The sequence below is a fragment of the Streptomyces poonensis genome (assembly GCF_014650915.1).
Lineage (GTDB): Bacteria > Actinomycetota > Actinomycetes > Streptomycetales > Streptomycetaceae > Streptomyces > Streptomyces poonensis.
On the sequence record NZ_BMVW01000018.1, the window covers coordinates 24,814 to 49,553 of the forward strand.

A 24,740-nucleotide genomic window follows, 5' to 3' on the forward strand; every position below is an offset into this window, starting at 1 on the left:
CGCCAGGTCGAAACCACGGGGACCCCACAGAGGCTCCACCGGGATGCGGACCGCGTCCAGCAGGGTCATGTCGCTCGCGTACGTCAGCGCGCAGGTGTGCACGAGCGGGTCGTCGCCCAGCGGTCCGACCGCGCGCATCCACACCGCGCTGCGCGGCTCGGCGTTCTCGATCTCCTCCGGGATCCAGCGCAGCCGGTCCACGTAACGGATGTCGAACGGCTGGCGCCGCGCCATGCGCTCCAGCTGCTCGGGGAGCGCGCCCAGATGCTCCTTGATCTCCTGCGCGACCGTCGGCAGCGACTCGGGGTCCGGCACCTCGCGGGCCGGCGGCAGCTGGTGCTCGAAACTGCCCAGTTCAGGCTTGTGGAAGGAGGCGGTCAGATTGAAGATCGTGCGGCCCTGCTGCACGGCGGTGACGCGCCGGGTGGTGAACGACCGCCCGTCCCGTACCCGCTCGACCTGGTACACGATCGGCACGCCGGGACGGCCCGGCCGCAGGAAGTACGCGTGCAGCGAGTGCACCGGCCGGTCGCCCTCCGTGGTGCGCCCGGCGGCGACCAGGGCCTGGCCCGCCACCTGGCCGCCGAAGACCCGTTGGAGGGACTCCTGCGGGCTGCGGCCGCGGAAGATGTTCACCTCGATCTGCTCCAGGTCGAGCAGGTCGACGAGTCTCTCGGCCGGATTGGTCGTCATGTGCGTGTCTCTCCCGTGCTCACAGCTGGCCGACGTCGGTGACCTTGACGACGGCGCGTCCCTCGGCGTCGGAGGCCGTGAGGTCGACCTCCGCGCTGATGCCCCAGTCATGATCGCCGTTCGGGTCGGCGAAGGTCTGGCGGACGCGCCACAGTCCGTTCTGCGGCTCCTCCTCGATCATCAGCAGCCGCGGGCCGCGGGCGTCCGGACCGGTGCCCAGTTCCTCGTACTCGTCCCAGTACCGGTCCATCGCCTCGCCCCACCGCTCGGCGTCCCAGCCGGACTCGGCGTCCATCTCGCCGAGCTCGTCGACCTGGTCCAGCGCCGCGAGCTCCACCCGGCGGAACATGGCGTTGCGGACGAGGACCCGGAAGGCGCGCGCGTTGGCGGTGACCGGCTTGACCTGGTCGGCCTTCTCCTGGGCCTCCTCGGCGGTCATCTCCTCCGGGTTGGCGAGCTGCTCCCATTCGTCCAGCAGGCTGGAGTCGACCTGGCGCACCATCTCGCCGAGCCAGGCGATCAGGTCCTCCAGGTCGTCCGACTTCAGGTCGTCGGGAACGGTGTGCTCCAGGGCCTTGTAGGCGCTGGCCAGGTAGCGCAGCACGATGCCCTCGGTGCGGGCGAGCTCGTAGAAGGAGACGAACTCGGTGAAGGACAGTGCCCGTTCGTACATGTCCCGGATGACGGACTTCGGCGACAGCGGGTGGTCGCCGACCCAGGGGTGGCTCTTGCGGTACGTGTTGTACGCGTGGAAGAGCAGCTCCTCCAGCGGCTTGGGGTAGCTGATGTCCTGGAGCCGCTCCATGCGCTCCTCGTACTCGACGCCGTCAGCCTTCATCGCGGCCACGGCCTCGCCGCGCGCCTTGTTCTGCTGGGCGGCGAGGATCTGCCGGGGATCGTCCAGCGTCGACTCCACCACGGACACCATGTCCAGGGCGTACGAGGGCGACTCCGGGTCCAGCAGCTCGAACGCGGCCAGGGCGAACGTCGACAGGGGCTGGTTCAGCGCGAAGTCCTGCTGGAGATCGACCGTCAGACGCACGATGCGGCCCTCGGCGTCCGGCTCGTCGAGCTTCTCCACGATGCCGCCGTCGAGGAGCGAACGGTAGATGGCGATCGCCCGGCGGATGTGCCGCAGCTGCTGCTTGCGCGGCTCGTGGTTGTCCTCCAGCAGCCGCCGCATGGCCTCGAAGGCGTTGCCGGGGCGGGCGATCACCGACAGCAGCATCGTGTGCGTCACCCGGAACCGGGAGGTCAGCGGCTCGGGCTCGGAGGCGATCAGCTTCTCGAAGGTGTTCTCCGTCCACCCGACGAAGCCCTCCGGCGCCTTCTTGCGGACCACCTTGCGGCGCTTCTTCGGGTCGTCGCCGGCCTTCGCAAGGGCCTTCTCGTTCTCGACGACGTGTTCCGGAGCCTGTGCCACCACGAAGCCGGCCGTGTCGAAGCCGGCGCGTCCGGCACGCCCCGCGATCTGGTGGAACTCACGGGCGCGGAGGGTGCGCACCCGGTTGCCGTCGTACTTCGTCAGCGCCGTGAACAGCACGGTGCGGATGGGCACGTTCACGCCGACGCCGAGGGTGTCCGTGCCGCAGATGACCTTCAGCAGGCCGGCCTGGGCCAGCTTCTCCACCAGCCGCCGGTACTTGGGCAGCATGCCGGCGTGGTGGACACCGATTCCGTGCCGTACGTAGCGCGACAGATTGCGGCCGAACTTGGTGGTGAAGCGGAAGTTGCCGATCAGCTCGGCGATCTTGTCCTTCTCCTCGCGCGTGCACATGTTGATGCTCATCAGCGCCTGTGCCCGCTCCACCGCCTGGGCCTGGGTGAAGTGCACGATGTAGACGGGAGCCTGCTTGGTCTCCAGCAGCTCGGTGAGCGTCTCCGTGAGCGGCGTGACCCGGTACTCGTAGGAGAGGGGGACGGGCCGGGTCGCCGAGCGGACGACGGCGGTGGGGCGGCCCGTGCGCCGGGTGAGGTCCTTCTCGAACATCGAGACGTCGCCGAGTGTCGCCGACATCAGCACGAACTGCGCCTGCGGCAGCTCCAGGATCGGGATCTGCCACGCCCAGCCGCGGTCCGCCTCCGCGTAGAAGTGGAACTCGTCCATCACGACCTGGCCGACGTCCGCGTCCTTGCCGTCCCGCAGCGCGATGGACGCCAGCACCTCGGCGGTGCAGCAGATGACGGGTGCGTCGGCGTTCACGGAGGCGTCGCCGGTGAGCATGCCGACGTTCTCGGTGCCGAACAGCTTGCACAGCTCGAAGAACTTCTCCGAGACGAGCGCCTTGATCGGCGCCGTGTAGAAGGTGACCTCGTCCCGGGCGAGCGCCGCGAAGTGCGCACCGGCGGCGATCATGCTCTTGCCGGAGCCGGTGGGCGTCGAGACGATCACGTTCGACCCGGAGACCACCTCGATCAGCGCCTCCTCCTGGTGCGGATAGAGCGTGAGGCCGCGATCCCCTGCCCACGCCTCGAAGGCTTCGTAGAGGGCGTCCGGGTCGGCGGTCTGCGGCAACTGATCGATGAGGGTCACGCCCCCATCTTGCCTGCCGTCCCACCCGATGCGGGAATCGGCTGCCGAGGTGAAGATCACGAACGTTACGCTGAGGCGGCGACGCAGTGTCACCGCGCACGGTCAACCGGACAGCGGCACAAGAGAAATGGGGCGGGAAGCGGCCATGATGGGACCAGCACACTCACTGTCCGGGGCCGCGGCCTGGCTCGGCGTCGGAGCGGCCGCCGCCGCGGCCGGTCACCCGATGCCCTGGCCGGTCCTCCTGGTCGGCGCGCTGATCTGCGCGGGTGCCGCGCTGGCCCCGGACCTGGACCACAAGGCGGCGACCATCTCGCGGTCTTTCGGGCCCGTGTCGCGCTGGCTGTGCGAGATCGTCGACAAGCTGTCGTACGCCGTCTACAAGGCGACCAAGAAGCCGGGCGACCCCAGACGCTCCGGCGGCCACCGCACCCTGACGCACACCTGGCTGTGGGCGGTGCTGATCGGCGCGGGCTGCTCCGTGACGGCGATCGCGGTGGACAGATGGGGGGTGCTCGCCATCCTCTTCGTACACATGGTGCTCGCCATCGAAGGGCTGCTGTGGCGGGCGGCCCGCGGCTCCAGCAGCGACGTCCTGGTGTGGCTGCTCGCCGCCACCAGCGCCTGGATCCTCGCGGACATCCTGGACCAGCCGGGCCAGGGCTCCGACTGGCTGTTCACGGCGCCCGGCCAGGAGTACCTGTGGCTGGGACTGCCGGTCGTCCTCGGCGCGCTGGTGCACGACCTGGGCGACGCGCTGACGGTCTCCGGCTGCCCGGTCCTGTGGCCGATACCCGTCGGCCGCAAGCGCTGGTACCCCGTCGGCCCGCCGAAGGCCATGCGGTTCCGCGCGGGCAGCTGGGTCGAGCTGAAGGTGCTGATGCCCGTGTTCATGGTGCTCGGCGGAGTGGGCGGGGCGGTGGCGCTCAACGTGATCTGAGGCGCGGGGCACGCCTTCGCCGACACCCCGGCATCCCCGGCGTGGCCTCAGCCCGTACCTCCGCCGTCGCCGCCCTGACCGCCGTAGCGTCGCTCGAACTGGGCGATCCGTCCTTCCATGTCCACAGTCCGTGCCTTGCCGGTGTAGAAGGGATGGCTCTCCGAGGAGATCTCGACGTCCACGACGGGGTACGTCTCACCGTCGTCCCACTCGATGGTCGCGTCGCTGGTGGCGGTCGAGCGAGTGAGGAAGGCGTATCCGGCGGCACGGTCGCGGAAGACGACCGGGTGGTAGTCGGGCTGCTTCTCCTGCTGCATGGGTGCTCCTTCGCTGGAGGGACGGGCGTCAGACGGGCGGGGGCAGGGCGTCCTCGTCGACGATGTGCACCGCGGCCTCCTCGGCCGAGGAGGCCGCGCCGTCGATGCCCACGTCGGTCGCGACCAGATCCTTCTCCGCGTCCTCGTGCGCGCCTTCGTCGGGGGCGACGAGACGGCCGGCGCGGACGGCTCCCACCTCGTTGTCCAGGGGTTCGCCGTCCGTGTCCGCACAGTCGCCGATGCCGTCTCCGTCGGATGGTGAGACGTCCGGGACCTCTTCGGCGAGCCGCTGGTCCAGGGTCTCGCCGTGCCGACGCTCCGCGGCCGTCACCCCGGTGTGCTCCACGGCCAGCGGCCGCTCCGGCGGGGAGTAGCCCCGCTCCAGCGGATTGTCCACCCCGTCGTCCTCCAGGGTGTCCTCGGCGTCCAGCAGTCCCGAGTCGTCCTGGATCTCGGACGCGTCGGGCTGGTAGACGTCGTCGCCCCATCCTGCGGCGCTGTTCACGGCCTGCCTCCCGTCGGTGGAGTGGAACCGGTGCACCCTCCAGCGTTCCACCGGATTTCGGGCTCATGCAACGGCAGTGCCCGGGGGCGGGCCGGTGGGCACGCCCCCGGTGGCTGTGTCCGGCAGGATCTCCCCGGTCAGCCGTGCCAGGACCGCCACAGCGCCGCGTACGCGCCGTCGGCGGCCACCAGCTCGTCATGGCTGCCCAGCTCGCTGATGCGGCCGTTCTCCACGACGGCGATGACGTCGGCGTCGTGGGCGGTGTGCAGCCGGTGGGCGATGGCGACGACGGTGCGACCGTCGAGGACCCGGGCGAGGGAGCGCTCCAGGTTGCGGGCCGCCCGCGGGTCGAGAAGCGAGGTCGCCTCGTCCAGGACCAGCGTGTGCGGGTCGGCCAGCACCAGCCGGGCCAGCGCGATCTGCTGGGCCTGCGCCGGCGTGAGCGCCAGCCCGCCCGAGCCGACCTCGGTGTCCAGCCCGTCGTCCAGCGCCCTGGCCCAGCCGTCCGCGTCGACCGCACCGAGGGCCGCCCACAGCTCGGCGTCGGCCGCGTCCGTGCTGGCCAGCAGAAGATTGTCCCGCAGGGAGCCCACGAAGACATGGTGCTCCTGGTTGACGAGGGCCACGTGGGAACGGACGTCCTCGGCGGGCATCCGGGACAGCTCGGCACCGCCCAGGGTGACCCGGCCGCTCCGGGGGCCGTAGATGCCCGCGAGCAGCCGGCCCAGCGTGGACTTGCCCGCACCGGACGGGCCGACGAGGGCGAGCCGGGTGCCGGGTGCGACACCCAGGGTCACCTCGCGCAGTACGTCGACGTCGGGCCGGTAGCCGAAGCGCACCTCGTCCGCGCGCACGTCACGCCCGTCGGGGGCCACGGCGGGGTCCCCCGCATGCGGTTCGATGTCCCGTACACCCACCAGCCGGGCCAGCGACACCTGGGCGACCTGCAGCTCGTCGTACCAGCGCAGGATCAGGCCCACCGGGTCGACCAGCATCTGCGCGATGAGGGCGGCCGTGGTCAGCTGGCCGACGCCGATCCACCCCTGCAGCACGAACACCCCGCCGACCATCAGGACCGAGCCCAGGACCGTCACGTGCGTGATGTTGATGACCGGGAACAGCACCGAGCGCAGCCACAGCGTGTACCGCTCCCACGCGGTCCACTCCTCGACCCGCCGGTCCGACAGCTCGATCCGGCGCTCGCCCAGCCGGTGCGCCTCGACGGTGCGGCCGGCGTCCACGGTCTCGGCGAGGACGGCGGCGACGGCCGCGTACCCGGCGGCCTCCGACCGGTAGGCGGCGGGCGCGCGCCGGAAGTACCAGCGGCAGCCCAGCACCAGCAGCGGCAGGGCCACCAGTACGGCCGGCGCGAGCGGCGGCGCGGTCACGGCGAGCCCGCCGAGCAGCAGCGCCACCCACACCACGCCGATCGCGAGCTGCGGCACGGCCTCGCGCATCGCGTTGGCGAGCCGGTCGATGTCCGTGGTGATCCGGGACAGCAGGTCCCCCGTCCCGGCCCGCTCCAGCACGCCCGGCGGCAGTCCCACCGACCGCACGAGGAAGTCCTCGCGCAGATCGGCCAGCATCCGCTCGCCGAGCACGGCCCCGCGCAGCCGCACCTGCCGTACGAACACGGCCTGCACGGCGAGGGCGGCGACGAACAGCCCGGCGGTGAGCTCCAGACGCAGGTCGCGGGCGCCGTCGGAGACGCGCTCGACGAGCCCGCCGAGCAGGTAGGGGCCGGCCATGGAGGCGATGACGGCGACGGTGTTGACGGTGATGAGCAGGACGAAGGCCCGTCTGTGCCGCCGTATCAGCTCGGCCACGTAGGCCCGTACGGTGCCGGGCGCGCCGACGGGCAGGGTGCTCGCCGTGGCCGGGGCGGCCGGGTCGTGGGCCGGTGGCGCCACGCCGATCATGCTGTCTCCTCGATCTCGTGCATCTTCTCGATGTCTGTGAGCCCGGCCAGCTCGATCGGCTTCTCCGGCTCTCCGAGCTCCGTGAGCGCACCGGGTACGGCGGCCCCGTCGCCGCGGGCGCCCCGCGCGGCGGTCTCCTCGTCGGTCTCGCGGGTGACGACCGCCCGGTACCGGGGTTCGGCGCGCACCAGCTCGCGGTGCAGACCGACCGCCGCGATCTCGCCCTCGTGGACCAGGACGACCCGTTCCGCCCGGTCCAGGAGCAGGGGCGAAGAGGTGAGGACGACCGTCGTACGGCCCGCCCGGAGCGAGCGGATCCCCTCGGCGATACGGGCCTCGGTGTGCGAGTCGACGGCGGACGTCGGCTCGTCCAGCACGAGCACCTCCGGATCCGTGAGCAGTGACCGGGCGAGCGCGAGACGCTGCCGCTGGCCGCCGGACAGGGAGCGGCCGCGTTCGGTGATCCGCGCGTCCATCGGATCGCCGGCGTCGAGCGAACCCTGGACGAGCGAGTCCAGGACGTCCCCGCACTGTGCGGCGGCCAGTGCGCTCTCGGCACTGACGGCACCCGAGGCGGGCACGTCGAGCAGCTCGCGCAGCGACCCCGAGAGCAGCACCGGGTCCTTGTCCTGCACCAGGACGGCCGTGCGGGCGCAGCCGATCGGCAGTTCGTCGAGCGGGACGCCGCCGAGCAGTACCGAGGTGCCCTCCTCGGCCGGGTGTCCGCCCAGCCGCTCCGCCAGCCGCCCCGCCTCGTCCGGATCGCCGCACACCACGGCGGTGAGACGGCCGGCGGGCGCGAGCAGCCCGGTCGCCGGGTCGTACAGATCCCCGGCGGGTACGACGGCCTCGCGTGTTCCTTCGGTGTCCGTGGCCCGCTCCAGCGACAGCACCCGGGCGGCCCGCCTGGCCGACGGCCGCGAGAAGGAGTACGCCATGGCTATCTCCTCGAAGTGCCGCAGCGGATAGGTCAGCAGCATCACGGAGCTGTACACGGTGACCAGTTCACCGACCGCGATGCGGCCTTCGCGGGCGAGCTGCACGCCGTACCAGACGACCGAGATCATGAGCAGTCCCGGCAGCAGGACCTGGATCGCCGCGATGAGCGCCCACATCCGGGCACTGCGCACGGCCGCGTGGCGCACCTCCTGCGAGGCCCGGCGGTAACGCCTCAGGAACAGCTCCTCACCGCCGATGCCGCGCAGGACGCGCAGCCCGGCGACGGTGTCGGCGGCGAGTTCGGTGGCCCGGCCCGCCTTCTCGCGCTGGACGTCGGCGCGCCGGGTCGCCCTGGGCAGCAGTGGCAGGACGGCGAGGGCCAGAGCCGGTACGCCGACGGCGACGACGGTCCCGAGGGTCGGCTGGTAGACGAGCAGGCCGACGCAGACCACCACGACGGTGAGCGCGGCCGCGGTGAACCGTGACACCGCCTCCACGAACCAGCCGATCTTCTCCACGTCACCGGTGGAGACCGCGACGACCTCGCCGGCGGCCACGCGCCGGGTCAGCGCCGAGCCCAACCGGGCGGTCTTGCGGGCCAGTAGCTGCTGGACGCGCGCGGCGGCGGTGATCCAGTTGGTGACCGCGGCACGGTGCAGGAAGGTGTCGCCCAGCGCGATCCCGGCGCCGCACACCGCCATCAGGCCACCCGCGAGGGCGAGTCCGGCTCCGGAGCGCTCGACGACGGCCTGCACGGCGAGGCCGACACAGAACGGCAGCCCGCACACGGCCACGAAGTGCAGCAGTCCCCAGGCGAGCGACCTCAGCTGCCCGCCGAGCTGGTTCCGGAAGAGCCACCACAGGAAGCGGGGCCCCGAGCGTGCGTCCGGCACACCCGGGTCGGGATACGGAAGGTCTTGGATCTGCATGACGTCCCAGTGACTCGTATCGAGGGGCGGAAAGTGGGTGGAAGGAGGGGCGGAGGAGGATGAAGGAGGGCGGAAGGACGGAGGAAGGACCATGAGGTGCGAGCCGGTACAGCCGCGGACCGGCTCCTGGGAGCCACCCGCGCCTGACCGGACCGTCGTCGGCCCCGGGGGCCGGGAGCAGCCCGACCCGCGAGGGCCGGGAGCAGCCCGACCCGCGGAAGTCGGCAGCAAACCGTGCAAGGTTCCGTCAGCGTGTCGCCGGAGGCAAACGGTTTTCCGTGATGAGGCAAAGATTCGGCCCGGATCGACCGTGCACGGGCCGGGGCGCCCGGGGCACGGGGCACCGCGCCGGTGTGTGGTGCGACGATGGAGCGCATGCGAATAGGCGGTGCGAGCGGTGCGATGCGCGCACGGGTCGCGGCAGTGGCCTGCGGCGTCCTGGTGATGTCCCTGGCCGGATGCGGCGGTTCGGACGGCGGAAGCGGAACGAAGGTTCAGACGGGCGCCGGCGGGACGGCCGGCCGGGCCAAGGCCGGCTCGGCCGGCACCGAGCGCATCCCCGGTGTCGGCGACCGCCTCCGTAAGCGCATCCCCGGCAACTCCCGCCAGGTCGTGGCCGTCTACGGCGAGGGCAGGGACGACGCGGACTCAACCATCGTCCTCTACACCAAGAAGGGCTCCTCCTGGAACCGGACCCGCAGCTGGCAGGGGCACAACGGCAAGAAGGGCTGGACGACGGACCACCGCGAGGGCGACAACCGCAGCCCCGTCGGTGTGTTCACACTCAGTGACGCGGGCGGCGTCCTGGCCGACCCCGGCTCGGAGCTCCCGTACACCCGATCCGCCTCCTTCCAGGCCCCCCGCTACTGGGCGAAGTCCCACTGGCACGACTTCGACTACGTCATCGCCATCGACTACAACCGTGTGAAGGGCACCTCGCCGAACGACCCGACCCGTCCGCAGGGCCAGTCCAAGGGCGGCAGCATCTGGCTGCACATGGACCACGGCAGCGGGACGTCCGCGTGCGTGAGCCTGTCCAAGTCCGGCATGGAGTACCTGCTGCGCACGCTCGACCCCGAGCTGCATCCAGTGATCGTGATGGGGGACAGGGCGGACCTGAAGGCATGAAGGGAAGGCCTGAAGGCATGAAGGCCGCAGGCCCGAAATGCCTGAAAGCCTGGAACTGTCACCGTCCATGAAGGCCTGACGGCCCGCTCCGCTTCAGCCGTCGCCGTGCGGTGCGCGATGCGTCGCATGATGGGCCGCGCTCACGTCCGCGCCCATCGCCTCCGGCGGTATCCCGTCGATCAGCGTGTCCAGCAATCCGCCCAGTACCGTGCGCTGCTCGTCCGTCAGCGGGGCGAGGATCTCCTCGGCCGCCGTCCGACGCGCCCGGCGCAGTTCCCGCAGGGCCGCGCGTCCTTCGTCCGTGACCTCGATACGGATGACGCGACGGTTGGTGGGATCGGGCACCCGGCGCACCCGCCCGCTCGCCTCCAGCCCGTCGACCAGGGTCGTCACGGCCCGGGGCACCACCTCCAGCCGCTCGGCGAGGTCGGCCATGCGGGGCGGCGAACCGTAGTGCGCGAGGGTGCGCAACAGTCGGGACTGCGCCGGCGTGATGCCCAGTCCGCACCGCTCCAGATGGCGTTTCTGAATACGGTGCACGCGCCGGGTCAGCCGCAGCAGCTGCTCCGCGAGCAGGCCGTCGGCGTCGGGAGAGGTCATGCGGGAACAATATCAGGACGCCGTTCATTGTGAGTATAGGTAACAATGAGCTATGCTCCAGCAGTCGTCCTGTTTGTATATACGCCTATGTGCCTACATGCGTTCTGACGTCCTGTCCGCGCGGGCAGGAGCTGTTGACCTCCGACTCCCGTAGGAGCCCATGCATCCCGACCGACCCCCCGCCTGGACACCGCCGCCCGCCGAGCCCGGCCGGCCCCGGCAGGTGCGCCGCATCCTGAGGCTGTTCCGCCCCTACCGCGGCCGTCTCGCCGTCGTCGGCCTGCTCGTCGGAGCCGCGTCGCTGGTCTCGGTCGCCACGCCCTTCCTGCTCAAGGAGATCCTCGACACCGCGATCCCGCAGGGCCGCACCGGCCTGCTGAGCCTGCTCGCGCTGGGCATGATCCTCGGCGCGGTCCTCAACAGTGTCTTCGGCGTGCTGCAGACACTGATCTCCACGACGGTCGGCCAGCGCGTCATGCACGACCTGCGCACCGCCGTGTACGCCCGGCTGCAGCGCATGTCGCTCGCCTTCTTCACCCGGACCCGCACCGGTGAGGTCCAGTCGCGCATCGCCAACGACATCGGCGGCATGCAGGCGACCGTCACCTCGACCGCCACCTCCCTGGTCTCCAACCTGACCAGCGTCGTCGCCACGATCGTCGCGATGATCGCCCTGGACTGGCGGCTGACGGTGGTCACGCTGCTCCTGCTGCCGCTGTTCGTGTGGATCAGCCGCCGCGTCGGCGACGAACGCAAGAAGATCACCACCGAGCGCCAGAAGCAGATGGCCGCCATGGCCGCCACCGTCACCGAGTCGCTCTCCGTCAGCGGCATCCTCCTCGGCCGCACGATGGGCCGCGCCGACTCGCTGACGAAGTCCTTCGCCGACGAGTCCGAAGGGCTGGTCGACCTCGAGGTGCGGTCCAACATGGCGGGCCGCTGGCGCATGGCCGTCATCACGGTCGTCATGGCCGCCATGCCCGCGGTCATCTACTGGACCGCGGGGGTGACGCTCCGGTTCGGCGGCCCCTCCGTCTCGATCGGCACCCTCGTCGCGTTCGTCTCGCTCCAGCAGGGCCTGTTCCGCCCCACCGTCAGCCTGCTGTCCACCGGCGTCCAGATACAGACCTCGCTCGCCCTCTTCCAGCGCATCTTCGAGTACCTCGACCTGCCCGTCGACATCACCGAGCCCGAGCGCCCGGTCCGGCTCGGCCAGGTCAAGGGCGAGGTCCGCTTCGAGAAGGTCGCCTTCCGGTACGACGGGAAGGGCGGCCCGGTGCTCGACGGCATCGACATCACCGTCCCCGCGGGCGGCAGCCTCGCCGTCGTCGGGCCCACCGGCGCGGGCAAGTCCACGCTCGGCTACCTGGTGCCGCGGCTGTACGACGTCACGGGCGGCCGCGTCACGCTCGACGGCGTGGACGTGCGCGACCTGGACTTCGACACGCTCGCGCGCGCGATCGGCGTCGTCTCCCAGGAGACGTACCTCTTCCACGCGACCGTCGCCGACAACCTGCGCTTCGCCAAGCCGGACGCCACCGACGAGGAGCTGCACGCGGCGGCGCGGGCGGCCCAGATCCACGACCACATCATGTCCCTGCCCGACGGCTACGACACGGTCGTCGGCGAGCGTGGCCACCGTTTCTCCGGCGGGGAGAAGCAGCGGCTCGCCATCGCCCGCACCATCCTGCGCGACCCGCCCGTGCTCATCCTCGACGAGGCCACCAGCGCCCTGGACACCCGTACCGAGCACGCCGTGCAGGAGGCCATCGACGCGCTCTCGGCCGACCGCACCACGATCACCATCGCCCATCGGCTGTCCACCATTCGGGGTGCCGACCAGATCGTGGTCCTCGACTCCGGCCGCGCGCTCGAACGAGGAACGCACGACGAGTTGTTGGCGCGGAACGGGCGCTATGCCTCGCTCGTACGGAGGGACGCCCGACTGGAGCCGACAAGATGAAGATATGCAGAGTTTGCTGTGGTTTGCGGGTTACCGTGCCCGCATGGAGATGAACACTCCGCCACGGAGCACGATTCGACTGACGCGCCGGGGCCGGGCCGCCCTCATCGCGGCCGGGGCCGTCGCGGCGGCCACCGCCGTGGCGGTGCCCCTGCTGATCATCGGCACCGACGGCGCGGCGGACAGGCGCCCGACCTCATTGGTCGTCCCGGAGGGCTGGCGGTCGGGCCAGGTCTACGAAGCCGTCGACAAGGCCCTCGCCCTGCCCCCGGGCACCACGAAGAAGTCGCTGGGCAAGGCACGTCTGAAACTGCCGGCCGACGCCGAGGGCAACCCCGAGGGCTATCTCTTCCCGGCGACGTATCCCCTCGACGAGGGGACGACCCCCGAATCCCTGCTGTCATCCATGGTCGACACCGCGAACCGGAGGTTCGGCGGCGGCCACGTCACGGCCGGGGCCCAGCGCAGCGCCCTGAACGTCTACCAGGCGGTGACCATCGCGAGCATCGTCCAGGCCGAGGCCGCGACCAGGGCCGACATGGGAAAGGTGGCCCGGGTCGTCCACAACCGCCTCGAGCGCGGTATGCCCCTGCAGATGGACTCCACTCTCAACTACGCGCTGAACCGCTTCACACTGGACACCCGCGAGAGCGACACACGGATTCAGAGCCCCTACAACTCCTACCAGCGCATGGGGCTGCCGCCCACACCGATCGCCAATCCCGGCGAGCAGGCGATGCGGGCCGCGCTCCAGCCGACGCCGGGCGACTGGCTGTACTTCGTCACGGTGAAGCAGGGCGACACCCGCTTCACGGCCGACTACGCGGAACATCAGCGGAACGTGGCCGAGTTCAACAAGCACCAGGAGAGCCGGCGGGACCGTGATCGGGAGCGCCGGCAGGAGAGCCCCGAGCCGGCGAAGTGAGTCACGCCGCGAGCGGTTCACCGGCCAGCAGGCACCTGATGTCCCGTACCGCCGCCCGGCCCGCCCGGTTGGCGCCGATCGTGCTGGCGGAGGGGCCGTATCCCACCAGATGCACCCGGGGATCCGCGACCGCGCGGGTGCCCTCGACGCGGATGCCGCCGCCCGGTTCGCGCAGCCGCAGGGGCGCCAGGTGGTCGACGGCCGCCCGGAAGCCGGTCGCCCACAGGATGACGTCGGCGTCGACGTGCCGTCGCGGGGCGTCCCACTCCACCCCGTCCGGCGTGATCCGGTCGAACATCGGCTGCCGGTCCAGCACGCCCTCCGCCAGCCCCCGGCGGATCGCGTCGTTCAGCGGCAGCCCCGTCACCGACACCACACTCCTCGGCGGCAGTCCCCGCCGTACCCGCTCCTCCACGAGCGCCACGGCCGCCCGCCCCGCCTCCGCGTCGAAGGGCCCCTCCCGGAAGACAGGCGGACGCCTGGTCACCCAGGTGGTCGCGGCGGCGTACGGGGCGATCTCCAGCAGATGCTGCGTACCGGACGCGCCTCCACCCACGACCACCACCCGCTGCCCCGCGAACTCCTCCGGCCCGGCGTACCCGGCCGTGTGCAGCTGCCGTCCGCGGAAGGTCTCCTGGCCCGGGTAGCGCGGCCAGAACGGGTGGTCCCAGGTGCCGGTCGCGTTGATCAGAGACCGCGTCGACCACGTCCCGGCGGACGTCTCCACCAGCAGCCGCCCCGCCTCACCCTCGCCCACCGCCCGTACATGGACCGGCCGCCGCACCCGCAGACCGAAGGCCCGCTCGTACCGGTCGAAGTACTCCGTGATCACCTCGGCGGACGGGCGTGCCGGGTCCGCGTCCGTCAGCTCCATGCCCGGGAGCGCGTGCATCCCGTGCACCTTGCCGTACGTCAGCGACGGCCAGCGGAACTGCCAGGCGCCGCCCGGCCCGGGCGCGTGGTCGAGCACCACGAAGTCACGCTCCGGCTCGAAGCCGGTGCGCCGCAGGTGATGGGCGGCCGACAGCCCGGCCTGGCCGGCGCCCACCACCACGACCTCGACGTCACGTGGCGCGGTACGTATCGCGGTGCTGTTCACGCTTGCACCAACCAGCGGGGGAGCGCGGATCTTCCCGGGGCTCCACGTGAGTACGAGTACCGGCACCGTACGCCGTCGCCGGGTGGTCGCTGCCGCCCGGAACCCTCGTGGTGAGCGAGGATGGGGCCATGTCCGATGCCTTCACCACTCGAGTCCTGAACGTCGCCTCCGGTTCTCAGGAGACGGTCGTCGATCTCACCCGCGACTGTGAGGCGTTCCTGCGGGAGGTGGCCGCCGGCCGGGACGGCCTCCTCAACGTCTTCGTCCCCCATGCGACCGCCGGCGTGGCCCTCATCGAGACCGGCGCCGGCAGCGACGACGACCTGCTGACCGCCCTCCACTCGCTGCTCCCCGCCGATGACCGCTGGCAGCACCGCCACGGCAGCCCCGGGCACGGCCGCGACCACGTCCTCCCGGCGATCGTCCCGCCCCACGCGACCCTGCCGGTCATCGGCGGCAGGCTGGAGCTCGGCACCTGGCAGTCGGTGTGCCTCGTGGATACCAATCAGGACAATGTCAACCGGCAGGTGAGGCTGAGCTTCCTCGGTTGATGCGTGTGATGGAACTGTAGCGTCGAAACCCGGCCGTACCGAATACCTCGCGGTCCGCGGGTAGGGGGAGTGGGCTGGCTCCCAGCGGGACTCAGTCAGCGGCTGCCGAGTCCGCCCCTTGCGCCGTGTTCGCGCAGGCCAACCGTGGCGAGCGGTCCGACCCTTTGCTGAGCCATGCGACGCCGGCCTGGTGATCCGTAGCAGGCACGAACCGAGAGCCGAACGGCGCAAGGACCAATTTCGCCAGCCTCTGAGTTGGCCTGCACCGGGACCTGCACGATCGTCGTGACCCAGTGCTACGTCTGCTCACAGTCCCAGGCGTGTGTGTCACAGAAGGTTATATTCCTGGCTGGCTGGCCGCCGGGCCCGTGCGCGCCGCCCTGGCCGAGTCCTGCCCTACCTGGGGAACGTCCGGTCTGATGCCATGGCTGAAAGACCGGGTTGCGACACAACCGGGATGGGGGCGCTGTGGGGACATCCACGCGATGGAAGGGACCGAACGGCGACCGGTGGAGCTCCGTCGCGAGGCGACTGGCGCGCTGGCGAGACGGCTCGCGGAACGCGGATCAGCGGCTGGAAGAAATCGCCGCGGACTATCTGCGTGCGTTGCACGAGACTCTCCGTGTCGATCGATCGGCCTTCGGGCTGTACGACACAGCTTGTGCGGCCGGTGAACGGCTCGCCGATGCCTTGGGCTCGCTGGCCGCCGAAGGCGCGGAGTCAGCAGACGCGCTCGTCGCACGTCTCGTCTCGGAGGTCGGTGGAGACGGTGGCACACTCGCCGACGCCGCGGTGCGTAGGGGGTTGGCCGCCGCGGTCCGCGATATCCGGAACATGCATCCCGAGCTGGACGACGCCATGGACGGGGGTGCCGCGGGTGGCGGCTTCGCCTGGGACATACTGTGCGATCTTTACCAGCTGTTCTTCGCCGACACGGTGGGGGAGTTCCTCCGGTCCGTTGTTGCTGAGCACGTCAAAGTGGCCGTGCCGGTGCTTATCGCGACTGATCCGGAAGACAGGATCGCCGACTGGGTCGCGGAGACCGTCGTAGGCCTGGTGCCGAATCCCTGCGAGGAGTCCGCCGAAGCGACGGATCTCGCGCAGGCCGCGGACACCGCGCAGGATCCGTTGGCCGCTCTGCCCAGGATCGCCGAGTCACTGGTACCGAAGGCGGTCGGCAAGGCACTCGGCCTGATCACCGATGAAGTCACCGGAGAGAGTGAGGTCGCGGCATGACCGGTCATGACTATTCCCTGTGGTGGCGCGGCCACCGCGGAGACCGGCCGCGCGGTGGCCGCTGGACGGAGATAGGCGAGGAAGCCTTCCAAGAGAAGGAGCGCCGTGTCATCGGCCGGCATCATCTGCCCGGTCCGGTTCCCGACTGGGCCGAGGACCTGTTCCGCGTCGCCAGAGCCGCGTTCATCGCCGACAAGTACGTACGCCGGACCGGCGTCCGGGACCGCTGGACCCGCCGTATCAGCCTCGACGTGCCCGTCACGGAACACGAGCGGTGGCAGAGCGCAACCGTCCGTACCCACCTCACCGCGCTACTCCAGACCCTCACCGGGGACCTCTGGACTGTGGACTTCCGCCCCCTCACCGGTTCTCAGGTCGAGGAAGCGATGCTTTTCCCCGACGACCCGCGGGCCTCGGAAGTCGCGCTGTTCTCCGGTGGACTGGACTCCCTCAGCTGGGCCGCCACACGCTCGCGCGCCGACGATCCCCGGCCGTTGCTGCTCGTGATGTTCCGCGAGATCGGCCTGCTGCGTCTCCAACAGCGGGTGTACAAGGCCGTCGAGCGACTGGACGGACCACGGCCGGTCATGCTGCTCCCGATGAGTCAGACCCCGGCGGGCGACGGCTCCGGTCTGCGGCTGGAGACCTCCTCCCGCACCCGCGGTCTGCTGTACTCGGCCGGTGCGATCCGCGCCGCAGCCGCGCACGGAGTGGACACCGTCCACATCCCTGAGAATGGCCAGCTCGCCATCAACCCGCCGCTGACGCCTGCACGTTCGGCCGCCTGCTCCACCCGTTCCGTGCACCCTTGGACGCTGAACCGTCTGAACGCCCTGATAGCCGCCGTGGGTGACGCCGGCAGCGCGGTACAGGTGGTCAACCCACTAGCGCAGCTGACCAAAGGCGAGGTGTGCAAGGCCGGCCGTGACGTGGGCCTTACCCCGTCCGACCTGGAATCCACCCTGAGCTGCGGCAAGCCGCCCGCCCGCCGCAGTGGCGGCCCTCCCATCGCGAACTGCGGAGTTTGCTTCCCGTGCCTGGTGCGCCGCTCCGGGCTACTTCACGCAAACGGCACCGACGACACCCGGTACGAGGCACTGCCATGGGCGGGCGACCTGCACCCCGACCGGGGCACCGACTGGCGCGCACTACAGCGGTGGCTGCTCGGCCGGTACACCCTTACGGACGTCCTCACCGACACCCCGCTGCCACCGGACTCGGACCCAGCCATGGTGTTCGATCTGATCGGACGCGGGCGGAAGGAACTGGCCCGGCTGCTTCGATTCTCGGATCCGGCAGGAGCCGCTGACGCGGCGTAGGCGACAATGATTTCGCACCAGTCCACCTTGGTGGTCATGGGCCGGTACCCGTGACTCCGTCGGTGACGGCTGCGGCGGGGCAGCCTGCTGGGGCCTTCCTGCGTGCGGTTGACATGCCTCGAGGCGTTCCTACGTCCGACCCGACAGGTCGTCCACCAGAAGGTCGAGGGTGACCTCCTCATGGAGCGCGACGCCGAGGGCGGTCATGGCAGGGGCGAGATGCTGGTCCCAGGCCGCGCTGACGGGCTGGCCATCGAGCGGCAGTTGTGGGATGCCCTCGCGCTGGCTGCGAGCAGCCAGGTGCTCGTAGTCCTCGGCGCCCATGCGCCATGGCAGGGCTCCGTAACGGAGGATGATCCGGTTCGCCAGAGCGATGCCCGGCCAGTCGAAGTCGCCGTGGTACGCGAAGCGGCAGCCGGTGGTGGCGAGAGCGTCGAGAAGTGTGAGTACCACGGTGGCGGCGCTGCCGGAGGTGCATACCAAGGGCCGGACGCAGGCAGCGTCCGCCGCAGCTTCCACTACGCGCGGGTTCTCGCAGATGTGGATCACTGTTCCGGCAGGCAGCCGCAGCTGCTGGTCGTGCAGGTCCCGCAGTGTGAGATGTGCTTCGGCATGGTGGATGGACCGCTCTCGCAGGGCCTGCTCCCGCCATCCCCCACCGACGGGCCGCAGTCCATAGGTCAGCACTGTGCTGGAGACCTCGTCCGGTGTGACGGACACCAGCCGCCACAGTGCGCGTCGGCTGGCCGCGTCGCCGGGGAACTCGGTGCCGTGGGCGAGGGCGATGCCGCGTTGGACGAGGCGTGCGAGCCAGGTGCCGTCGTCCAGGCCGTGTGCGGACCCGGTCGCCATGGCGGCGAGTTCTCCTCGGCCTCGGGTGCCACCCTGCTCCGGACCGAGCAGCACGGTGAGCACCTTGACTGCCTGTTGGAGCGTTCGTACCGCTGCTTCGGGTGGTACACCTCTTGGAACGCCAGTATGGCGCAGCAGGTCGTACCACTGTCGGGTCCAGTCCTGGCCGGCGAGCGGAGAGGCGTCCAGCGCCGAGCCGAGTGACGACCAGATGTGCTCGCGCCGTGCCGTGACGCCCGCACGGACGGCACGGCGGTCGGTGAGGGGAGGGCCGAGTTCCTCCAAAGCGTCCCTGAGACCGAGTCCGGCCGCCGAAGCACGCAGCCGGGCGTCGAGCGCATCGAGCCGCACGGTTACGGCAGCACCCGTGACAGGTTTGCCCAGCAGGAGAGAAAGGGCGTTGCGTTCCAGGGGGCTCACCGAGGTCAACCGGAGGGACCCGGTGGCCTGCACGCCGTTGCTCTCCAGGCGCTTGCGTACCGCCTCCCAGAGCCGGGCGAGCCCGGGACCGGCGAGCCACTCCCGTGTCGCCGCGGGCAACTTGCTCATACGGACACCAGACGCCGGTGCCGACCGTTCCACGTGTAGTGCAGGGTGGCCCCCCCCGCGCACATGGGGATCACGGAGGCACTCGTAGATGTGCAGGGACGGCACCTCCGGCCAGTTGCCCATGAGCCGTTCACTGGTGAGGACGAAGTCGAGATCGAGATCGACGAGGATGCGTCCCAGCCGTCCGTGGGTGGGCTCGTCGACCTTGGCGAAGGCGTCGTCGAGCAGGATCAGCCGTGGCGCGTGGGGTGCCGACTCGGCGAGGCTGGTGAAGTGGGCGGCGGCCGCGGCGAAGAGCACGAGGTAGGAGAGCACCCGCTGCTCGCCCTGGCTGAGCCCGGTGCGGCCGGTCAGTTTCCGCCTGCGTCCCGGGGCGGCGTCCTCGACCACGAAGGTGTGGAAGCGGAACCAGTCGCGGTAGTCAAGCGCGGTCCGCAGGTGGGCGGCGTATCCGGCTGAGGCGTCGGCCCGTCGGGCATCCTCGATCCGGCGTTGCAGCACCTCGCGGAGCTGCTCGGTCTGCTCACGCGTGCGCAGGCTCGACGGGCTGCGCAGCAGCTCCACGGCCGCCCGCACGTCCGCGTCCGCGTCCTCGTCCAGCTTCCACAGCAGCTCCACGCCGAGCCCGTGGGAGGTGCGCACGGTCCGCAGGGTGTCGTTGAGAGCCGCGACCAGGTTCGCCGCGGTGATGACCTGCGCCGAGAGATGGTCGCCCAGCTCGCCGGTCAGGAACCGCTGGAACACCTCACGTTCGCGTTCGGTGAGCCGCCCCCGGGCCTCTGCCGCCTGGACGGCGATCCGCTCGCCCACGGCCGCGACATCGTGGGAGCCGTGGTCGTCGATCAGGCGGCACACCTTGATGCCGTTGCGCTCCTCCAGCTGAGCGTCGTAGCCGCCGGCCAGCTGGTCGCGCAGGTCGGTGTGCCGGTTGAGCAGGGTGCTGTCCGACACCTCGCCCTTCGGTCGGCCGAGAGCCCGTTCCACGGCGTCGGCCAGCGCCCGCAGTGCCCGCAGACGGCTGCGGACGTCCGAGCCGGGGTCGTCCGCCACCTCCTCAGGCAACGAGGACCGGTCCAGCCCGGCACCGCGCACCACCTCCGGCCGGCCGAGTGCGCCGCGAAGGCTGCTGCCGGTCGCGATGACCGCCGTCTCCTGGCCGGCCAGATCTTCCCGCAGGCGTTTCTCCTCCTCTTCCGCGCGCACGCGCAGGTCGTGGAGGTCGTTCCGGGTCCGTTGTGCCGCCGGGACGGCCTGGGCGGCGTGCGCGATGCGTTGCCTGGCTTCCTGCTCGCGGGTGAGGATCTCTTCTTCGGTCGACCCGATGGCCTCCTCACGGGTGCGCAGATCCTGTTGCGCGGTACGCAGCCCGGTGAGGCGGAGCCGGTAGTTCTCCTCCGCTGCCAGGCGGTCCTTCCGGGCGCGTTCGTACCGTTCGGCATCGGCGTGATGGGCGCCGAGTCGCTCGCCCGTGCTGCCGATCGCCCTGCGAAGACGCCCGATGCCGGCGAGAAGGGCAGCTAGCGCGGTGCGTACGCGTTCCAGCTCGACGGGGTTACCGGGTAGGTCATGGGCGGTGGCGGTGGCGTCCGCCTCGGCGCGTGCGGCTACGGCGAGAGCGCGGGCCTCCTCGGCCGACCGGGCCGCACGGGTCGCCTTGGCGGTCAGGTCACGCAGTGTCCTCTCGTTGGACTCGACCCTGCTCCAGGCGTCGGCGAGACCTCGTGCCCGGGGGAAGTCCTGCTCCGCGAGCCTGAGGGCCCGGCGCCGGGCATCGGCCTCGGTGAGTTCCTGACGGGCGTCGGCCAACCGCTGTTCCGTCTGTGTGAACCGCTCCTCCAGCTCGGCGAGGATGCGCCGCCGGGTCTCGGCGCGTACGGCGGCTCCTACGTACTAGGCGTCGGCTTTGTGGTGTCGGCCGCTGAGGATGCCCAGACGCCAGCTTCCGTCGTGGTACACCGCGTCATGAGCAGCCGTTTCCGCGGCAGGTGCGAGGGCGATGGTCGTCAGCAGGCGTTCCACCTGCTCGGCCGTGACTCCGCACCCCGGTTGCGGCGCAGGGCGCAAGGCCGAGGCGAGGGTGGGCCCGTCCGGCAGCGCGTGGCCGGGACGTAGCTGCCAGGATCCCAGTCCGTCCTGCACCGTGGCCGTGTCCACGCGGACGACCGACCGCTGCTGCACGGTGTGCGTCTCCCCGTCCGGAGCGGTCAGCTGTGTCTCGACGGTCTGAGAGCGGACCGTGCGGGGCAGGGCGACTGCCTCGCCGAGATGGCCGGTGGGAAGCCCGGCCATCTCCGCCTGTGTCAGCAGTTCCCGGTGTTCGGTGCCCAGTTCGGCGAGTCGGCTGCCGAGGTGTTCGACACCGTCGGCCAGCCGCTCGGCCGCGCCCTCCTCCGCGCCATGTGCGTTGCTGAGGGCGGTGAAGGCGGCCCCGGCGGCGGTGTGCACTGCCTCCACCGTGCTGCGGTGTTCCGACAGTTCGTGCAGGCTGCGGTAGGCGTGGCTGTCATGCAGGGCGGCGAGGTCGGTCCGGGCGGCTTCTTCCTCCTCACGCAGGGTTTCCAGCCGGGCTTCCGACTCCTCCTCCTGCGTCCTCAGCTCGCTGGTCCGCTGTGCGGCGTCTCCGGCCGCCCGGCGTCGCTGCGCGAGAACCTCCAGCTCCCGGCTCACTGCCTGCGCCGAGGTGCGCAGAACTCCGGACAGGTAACCGCGGTAACTGGTGAGGAAGGTGCGCAGCGCCGTGTCGGTGCGCTCCAGGCGGCCGAGTTCGTCGCGTACGGCATCGAGGTCATGGAGGTTGCGCGCGACCTTCTCGACCACGTCCTCGTCGAGTCCCGGCAAGGTCTCGCTCAGCAGGGAGGCCAGGCCACCATGCTCGATGCGGTCCCCGACCGTGGGCCGCCGCAGCCGGTGGAGGAGCTGGGTGAGGTTGCGGTAGCGGGTCGCGTCGGTGATGCCGAACAGTTCCGGGGCCACCCGCGAGCGGTGCATGACCGCACGGTCGGTGATGTTGTCGGAGCCGACGATCTCCTTGAGCCGGTCGACCGGCAAGGGCTTCCCGCCTTCGACCAGATGCAGGTCCTCACCGACGCGCAGCGGGGTGACGAAGAACGTCGGCAGCGCCTTCTGCGTCGACCTCGAGGCGCGGATGGCGGCGCCGAGTGTGAGGTGGCGGTGGTCACCGCCGTCGGTCGTGCCCCGGAACTCCACCCACAGGTAGCCGAGACGGTTGGTCTGCTCGAACCCGTCCAGCATCAGCCAGGCGAGGGTGGTCCGGCCGGTGCCCGTCGCGTCCAGCGCCCGTGAGTCGCCGTCCAGCAGATACGGGAGCAGCATCTCCAGGGCCTTCGACTTGCCCGCGCCGTTCTTGCCGCGCAGCAGCAGCCGTCCGTCGCCGAAGGCGAACTCCTGCTCGTCGTACTGCCAGACGTTCTGGATGCCCGCGCGGTGCAGCCGGAAGCGGGTGCCGGCAGCCGTCGCGGGGCCGGAACGCGGCAGTGGGACGAGGGCACGCGCATCAGTGGTCACAGCGGCAGCTCCTCCTGGACGTCGACGGCCTTGCCGGCTGCGGTGGCCGGGCGCATGGTCACGTGGGTGGCGTAGCGTGCCGCCGCGGCCAGCAGCACCCAGCCGTCGCCGCCGGGACGTGCCCCGTGGACATCGGTCACGGTGCGCCCTTCCGGTGCCTCGTCGGCGTACCCCTCCGGCAGGCCGTCTCCTTCGGCGCGCAGCCGGCCGGCGCGGGCCATCAGCCGCATGCGGGTCAGCAGGTCCAGCACGGCCTCCCGCAGGGCGGGGATGTCCTCCAGATAACCTCGCTGCCAGTTGCTGCGCTGTCCATACTCGGCGACCAGCTCGGCCAGCAGCTCGTCGACCAGGCCGTCCGGGACAGCCACTCCGATGACGAGTGTTCCTCCGGTCGCCGGATGTCCGGGCTCCTGCGGCCGAAGCCGTTCCACGAGCTGTTCCACCAGCAGCAGCGCGGCCTGCGCGACCGTCCCGGTGCCCGGCAGGTGCAGATCCGTCAGCTCGTCCTCGGGGTCCACCAGCGCCACTCCCTCGGCGCGGATCTCCATCTCCAGGCCCAGAAGCTCGGAGAAGGCCTGCGCTTCCCGGCGCTGCCGGGTGCGCAACCAGTCGCGTTCGGCGTCGGTTAGTTCGTCGAGGTGGACGACGGGTGTCTCGACGAGCATCCGGCGCACATAGGTGCGCGGTCCGCCGAATCCGGGGTCCGCTGCCCGCCGGACCAGGTCGGCGCCGTCATGGGCCTGGGCGAGCGGGCCGGCGACGACGACGCGGGCCAGCTCGCGGTCCACTGTGATCAGGGCCTCCCCGCCCGCGTCCTGCGCGAGCGCGGCCACATGGCCCTCGGTCTCGATGAGGACGCCCCACTCGACCAACAGGCGCAGAGCCGCTACCAAGGTCCGTTTCCCGGCCGCCCTGCCCGTTTCCTCCAGCTCGATGCCCGCGTCGGCCGCGGCGGCCCTGATGTCGGCCACCAGCTGTGACAGCAGCAGTTGTTCGGGGGCGGTCACCAGCACGGACAGGGTCAGGGCGAGGCAGGCGTATGTGTGCGGGGTGAAGGGGGTGCCGGTGGAGCGCTCCAGCCGGTGTCCCGCGCCTGCCCCCAGCCCCGCCTTGAACAGCCGGGCGTAGGAGCTGTCGACCAGCAGGCGGTAGCCGAGCACCTGCTGGAACCGCTTGCCCAGCCAGTCGGCATGCCTGCGGATCAGCGGAAAGAGGTCGGAGTGCGGGCCGTCCGAGGTGACCAGCGGATGGGCGAGCAGCAGCCGGGCGGCGCTGCGGCGCTCGGCGGCAAGGGCAACGTCGTCTGCCGAGGGGAGGGTCATGACGCGCTCACCTCCGCATTGCCGTCGGCGGTGTCGGACGAGGTACGGCCGACGTTCAGTTCCAGGTCGTCCAGCAGCAGATCGCCGTCGGCCGAGTGCAGGACGCACCGCGCACCTGCGATGCGTCGCACGGCGAGCCGGATGCCCAGGAGCGAGTTCCTGCGCTCCCTGCGCGAACGGGGCCTGACCGGGGTCCGCCTGGTCATCGCCGACCACCACAGCGGCCTGGTCAAGGCCGTCCGCAAAATCATGCTCGGCGCCGGCTATCAACGCTGCCGCGTCCACTTCCTGCGCAACGTCTTCGCCGTGATCCCCAAGGACTCCGCGGAGATGGTGGCAGCGACCATCCGCACGATCTTCGCTCAGTCCACCGCCGAGGCCGTCCGCACCCAGCTGGACACCGTCGCCGACATGCTCGGACGGCAGTTCCCCAAGGTCAGGGCGATGCTCCTGGAAGCAAAGGAGGACCTGACCGCCTTCGCGGACTTCCCGGACCGGCACTGGAGAAAGATCCAGTCGACCAATCCCCTGGAGCGGATCAACCGGGAGATCAAACGCCGCGTCGACGTCGTCCAGATCTTCCCCAACCCCGCCGCCCTCGAACGGCTCACCACGGCCGTCCTCATCGAGATGCACGACGAATGGATCGCCTTCCCCCGCAGCTACCTGCCCAAAGGCGGCATGGACTCGATCTACCCCACGACCGAAGATCACCCCGACACCGCTACACCACCACAGGGGGCATGACCGGTTCTCGGGACCGTGGAGGTTCGGGACGGAGCACTCCGGCCGGGTCGGCATACCTGCCCTGCGGCCCTGCGGGAACTGTTCGCGCCGCTGCTCTCGCTCGCCGAACAGGACGTGGTGCCCCTCGATGAGTTGGACCAGGCCGGTCA

19 protein-coding genes and 1 pseudogene are annotated in these 24,740 nt (G+C 70.9%); 8 read left to right on the top strand and 12 right to left on the bottom strand.

The window, feature by feature from the left end:
* A partial coding sequence (locus IE242_RS31565; RefSeq protein WP_229859697.1) for an acyl-CoA thioesterase occupies window positions 1-693 on the bottom strand: 693 nt, incomplete at its 3' end.
* 19 nt (window positions 694-712) lie between these two features.
* Entirely contained in the window at window positions 713-3,226 is a 2,514-nt protein-coding gene (locus IE242_RS31570; RefSeq protein ID WP_189865462.1) for a DEAD/DEAH box helicase, read from the bottom strand.
* 145 nt (window positions 3,227-3,371) lie between these two features.
* Here IE242_RS31570 and IE242_RS31575 point away from each other — a divergent pair, with 145 nt between their 5' ends.
* Window positions 3,372-4,166 carry a metal-dependent hydrolase gene (locus IE242_RS31575; RefSeq protein ID WP_189865464.1) on the top strand — a complete coding sequence of 265 codons (795 nt, stop codon included), beginning with the start codon at window positions 3,372-3,374 and terminating at the stop codon, window positions 4,164-4,166.
* Window positions 4,167-4,213: 47 nt separating this feature from the next.
* Here the strand turns inward: IE242_RS31575 and IE242_RS31580 are convergent, their stop codons facing one another.
* The 4 genes from IE242_RS31580 to IE242_RS31595 form a co-directional block, all read right to left on the bottom strand.
* Window positions 4,214-4,483: a type B 50S ribosomal protein L31 gene (locus tag IE242_RS31580; protein WP_189865466.1), complete on the bottom strand. Its 270-nt coding sequence runs from the start codon at window positions 4,481-4,483 to the stop codon at window positions 4,214-4,216.
* Between the two features lie 28 nt (window positions 4,484-4,511).
* On the bottom strand, window positions 4,512-4,988 hold the full coding sequence (locus IE242_RS31585; RefSeq protein ID WP_189865468.1) for a DUF5709 domain-containing protein: 477 nt from the start codon (window positions 4,986-4,988) through the stop codon (window positions 4,512-4,514).
* Between the two features lie 137 nt (window positions 4,989-5,125).
* On the bottom strand, window positions 5,126-6,907 hold the full coding sequence (locus IE242_RS31590; RefSeq protein ID WP_189865471.1) for an ABC transporter ATP-binding protein: 1,782 nt from the start codon (window positions 6,905-6,907) through the stop codon (window positions 5,126-5,128).
* A complete protein-coding gene (locus tag IE242_RS31595) occupies window positions 6,904-8,775 on the bottom strand; it encodes an ABC transporter transmembrane domain-containing protein (RefSeq protein ID WP_189865473.1) in 1,872 nt (623 codons plus the stop codon). The genes IE242_RS31590 and IE242_RS31595 overlap by 4 nt, the downstream gene beginning before the upstream one ends.
* Window positions 8,776-9,150: 375 nt before the next feature.
* Here IE242_RS31595 and IE242_RS31600 point away from each other — a divergent pair, with 375 nt between their 5' ends.
* On the top strand, window positions 9,151-9,903 hold the full coding sequence (locus tag IE242_RS31600) for a hypothetical protein (protein ID WP_189865475.1): 753 nt from the start codon (window positions 9,151-9,153) through the stop codon (window positions 9,901-9,903).
* Window positions 9,904-9,996: 93 nt separating this feature from the next.
* Here IE242_RS31600 and IE242_RS31605 read toward each other — a convergent pair whose 3' ends face one another.
* Entirely contained in the window at window positions 9,997-10,503 is a 507-nt protein-coding gene (locus IE242_RS31605; protein ID WP_189865477.1) for a MarR family winged helix-turn-helix transcriptional regulator, read from the bottom strand.
* Between the two features lie 160 nt (window positions 10,504-10,663).
* Between IE242_RS31605 and IE242_RS31610 the strand changes: the two genes are divergently transcribed.
* Together IE242_RS31610 and mltG are read left to right on the top strand one after the other, a co-directional pair.
* A complete protein-coding gene (locus IE242_RS31610; protein WP_189865479.1) occupies window positions 10,664-12,466 on the top strand; it encodes an ABC transporter ATP-binding protein in 1,803 nt (600 codons plus the stop codon).
* Window positions 12,467-12,509: 43 nt separating this feature from the next.
* Window positions 12,510-13,391, top strand: a complete 882-nt coding sequence (mltG, locus tag IE242_RS31615; protein ID WP_189865481.1) for an endolytic transglycosylase MltG — start codon at window positions 12,510-12,512, stop codon at window positions 13,389-13,391.
* A 1-nt stretch (window position 13,392) separates the two neighbouring features.
* Here the strand turns inward: mltG and IE242_RS31620 are convergent, their stop codons facing one another.
* A complete protein-coding gene (locus IE242_RS31620) occupies window positions 13,393-14,490 on the bottom strand; it encodes an NAD(P)-binding domain-containing protein (RefSeq protein ID WP_229859699.1) in 1,098 nt (365 codons plus the stop codon).
* Between the two features lie 128 nt (window positions 14,491-14,618).
* Between IE242_RS31620 and IE242_RS31625 the strand changes: the two genes are divergently transcribed.
* The 3 genes from IE242_RS31625 to IE242_RS31635 all read left to right on the top strand — a co-directional run bounded on the left by IE242_RS31625 (window position 14,619) and on the right by IE242_RS31635 (window position 17,596).
* Entirely contained in the window at window positions 14,619-15,041 is a 423-nt protein-coding gene (locus tag IE242_RS31625; protein ID WP_189865483.1) for a YjbQ family protein, read from the top strand.
* A gap of 468 nt (window positions 15,042-15,509) precedes the next feature.
* A complete protein-coding gene (locus tag IE242_RS31630) occupies window positions 15,510-16,277 on the top strand; it encodes a hypothetical protein (protein ID WP_189865485.1) in 768 nt (255 codons plus the stop codon).
* The gene (locus tag IE242_RS31635) at window positions 16,274-17,596 is read left to right on the top strand and encodes a 7-cyano-7-deazaguanine synthase (protein ID WP_189865488.1); all 1,323 of its coding nucleotides are present in this window, start codon (window positions 16,274-16,276) and stop codon (window positions 17,594-17,596) included. Before IE242_RS31630 ends, IE242_RS31635 begins: the two co-directional genes overlap by 4 nt.
* 129 nt (window positions 17,597-17,725) lie before the next feature.
* Here the strand turns inward: IE242_RS31635 and IE242_RS38180 are convergent, their stop codons facing one another.
* From IE242_RS38180 to IE242_RS38710, 4 genes are read right to left on the bottom strand one after another with little or no spacing between them, the layout of a single operon-like run.
* A complete protein-coding gene (locus IE242_RS38180; RefSeq protein ID WP_308436797.1) occupies window positions 17,726-20,848 on the bottom strand; it encodes a TIGR02680 family protein in 3,123 nt (1,040 codons plus the stop codon).
* A 39-nt stretch (window positions 20,849-20,887) separates the two neighbouring features.
* Window positions 20,888-22,522 carry a TIGR02680 family protein gene (locus IE242_RS38185; RefSeq protein ID WP_229859701.1) on the bottom strand — a complete coding sequence of 545 codons (1,635 nt, stop codon included), beginning with the start codon at window positions 22,520-22,522 and terminating at the stop codon, window positions 20,888-20,890.
* Complete coding sequence (locus IE242_RS31650) at window positions 22,519-23,844, bottom strand: TIGR02678 family protein (RefSeq protein ID WP_189865492.1); 1,326 nt, start codon at window positions 23,842-23,844, stop codon at window positions 22,519-22,521. The genes IE242_RS38185 and IE242_RS31650 overlap by 4 nt, the downstream gene beginning before the upstream one ends.
* Window positions 23,841-23,975, bottom strand: coding sequence for a hypothetical protein (locus tag IE242_RS38710; protein ID WP_268249515.1), 135 nt, complete (start codon window positions 23,973-23,975; stop codon window positions 23,841-23,843). The genes IE242_RS31650 and IE242_RS38710 overlap by 4 nt, the downstream gene beginning before the upstream one ends.
* 25 nt (window positions 23,976-24,000) lie before the next feature.
* Here IE242_RS38710 and IE242_RS31655 point away from each other — a divergent pair.
* Window positions 24,001-24,591, top strand: a pseudogene (locus IE242_RS31655) (IS256 family transposase); the annotation flags it as partial.
* Between the last annotated feature and the right edge of the window lie 149 nt (window positions 24,592-24,740).

Coding starts and splice junctions, on each gene's coding strand:
- IE242_RS31575 (WP_189865464.1), top strand. CDS start 3,372: ATGATGGGACCAGCACACTCACTGTCCGGGGCCGCGGCCTGGCTCGGC.
- IE242_RS31580 (WP_189865466.1), bottom strand. CDS start 4,483: ATGCAGCAGGAGAAGCAGCCCGACTACCACCCGGTCGTCTTCCGCGAC.
- IE242_RS31590 (WP_189865471.1), bottom strand. CDS start 6,907: ATGATCGGCGTGGCGCCACCGGCCCACGACCCGGCCGCCCCGGCCACG.
- IE242_RS31595 (WP_189865473.1), bottom strand. CDS start 8,775: ATGCAGATCCAAGACCTTCCGTATCCCGACCCGGGTGTGCCGGACGCA.
- IE242_RS31600 (WP_189865475.1), top strand. CDS start 9,151: ATGCGAATAGGCGGTGCGAGCGGTGCGATGCGCGCACGGGTCGCGGCA.
- IE242_RS31605 (WP_189865477.1), bottom strand. CDS start 10,503: ATGACCTCTCCCGACGCCGACGGCCTGCTCGCGGAGCAGCTGCTGCGG.
- IE242_RS31610 (WP_189865479.1), top strand. CDS start 10,664: ATGCATCCCGACCGACCCCCCGCCTGGACACCGCCGCCCGCCGAGCCC.
- mltG (WP_189865481.1), top strand. CDS start 12,510: ATGGAGATGAACACTCCGCCACGGAGCACGATTCGACTGACGCGCCGG.
- IE242_RS31625 (WP_189865483.1), top strand. CDS start 14,619: ATGTCCGATGCCTTCACCACTCGAGTCCTGAACGTCGCCTCCGGTTCT.
- IE242_RS31635 (WP_189865488.1), top strand. CDS start 16,274: ATGACCGGTCATGACTATTCCCTGTGGTGGCGCGGCCACCGCGGAGAC.
- IE242_RS31650 (WP_189865492.1), bottom strand. CDS start 23,844: ATGACCCTCCCCTCGGCAGACGACGTTGCCCTTGCCGCCGAGCGCCGC.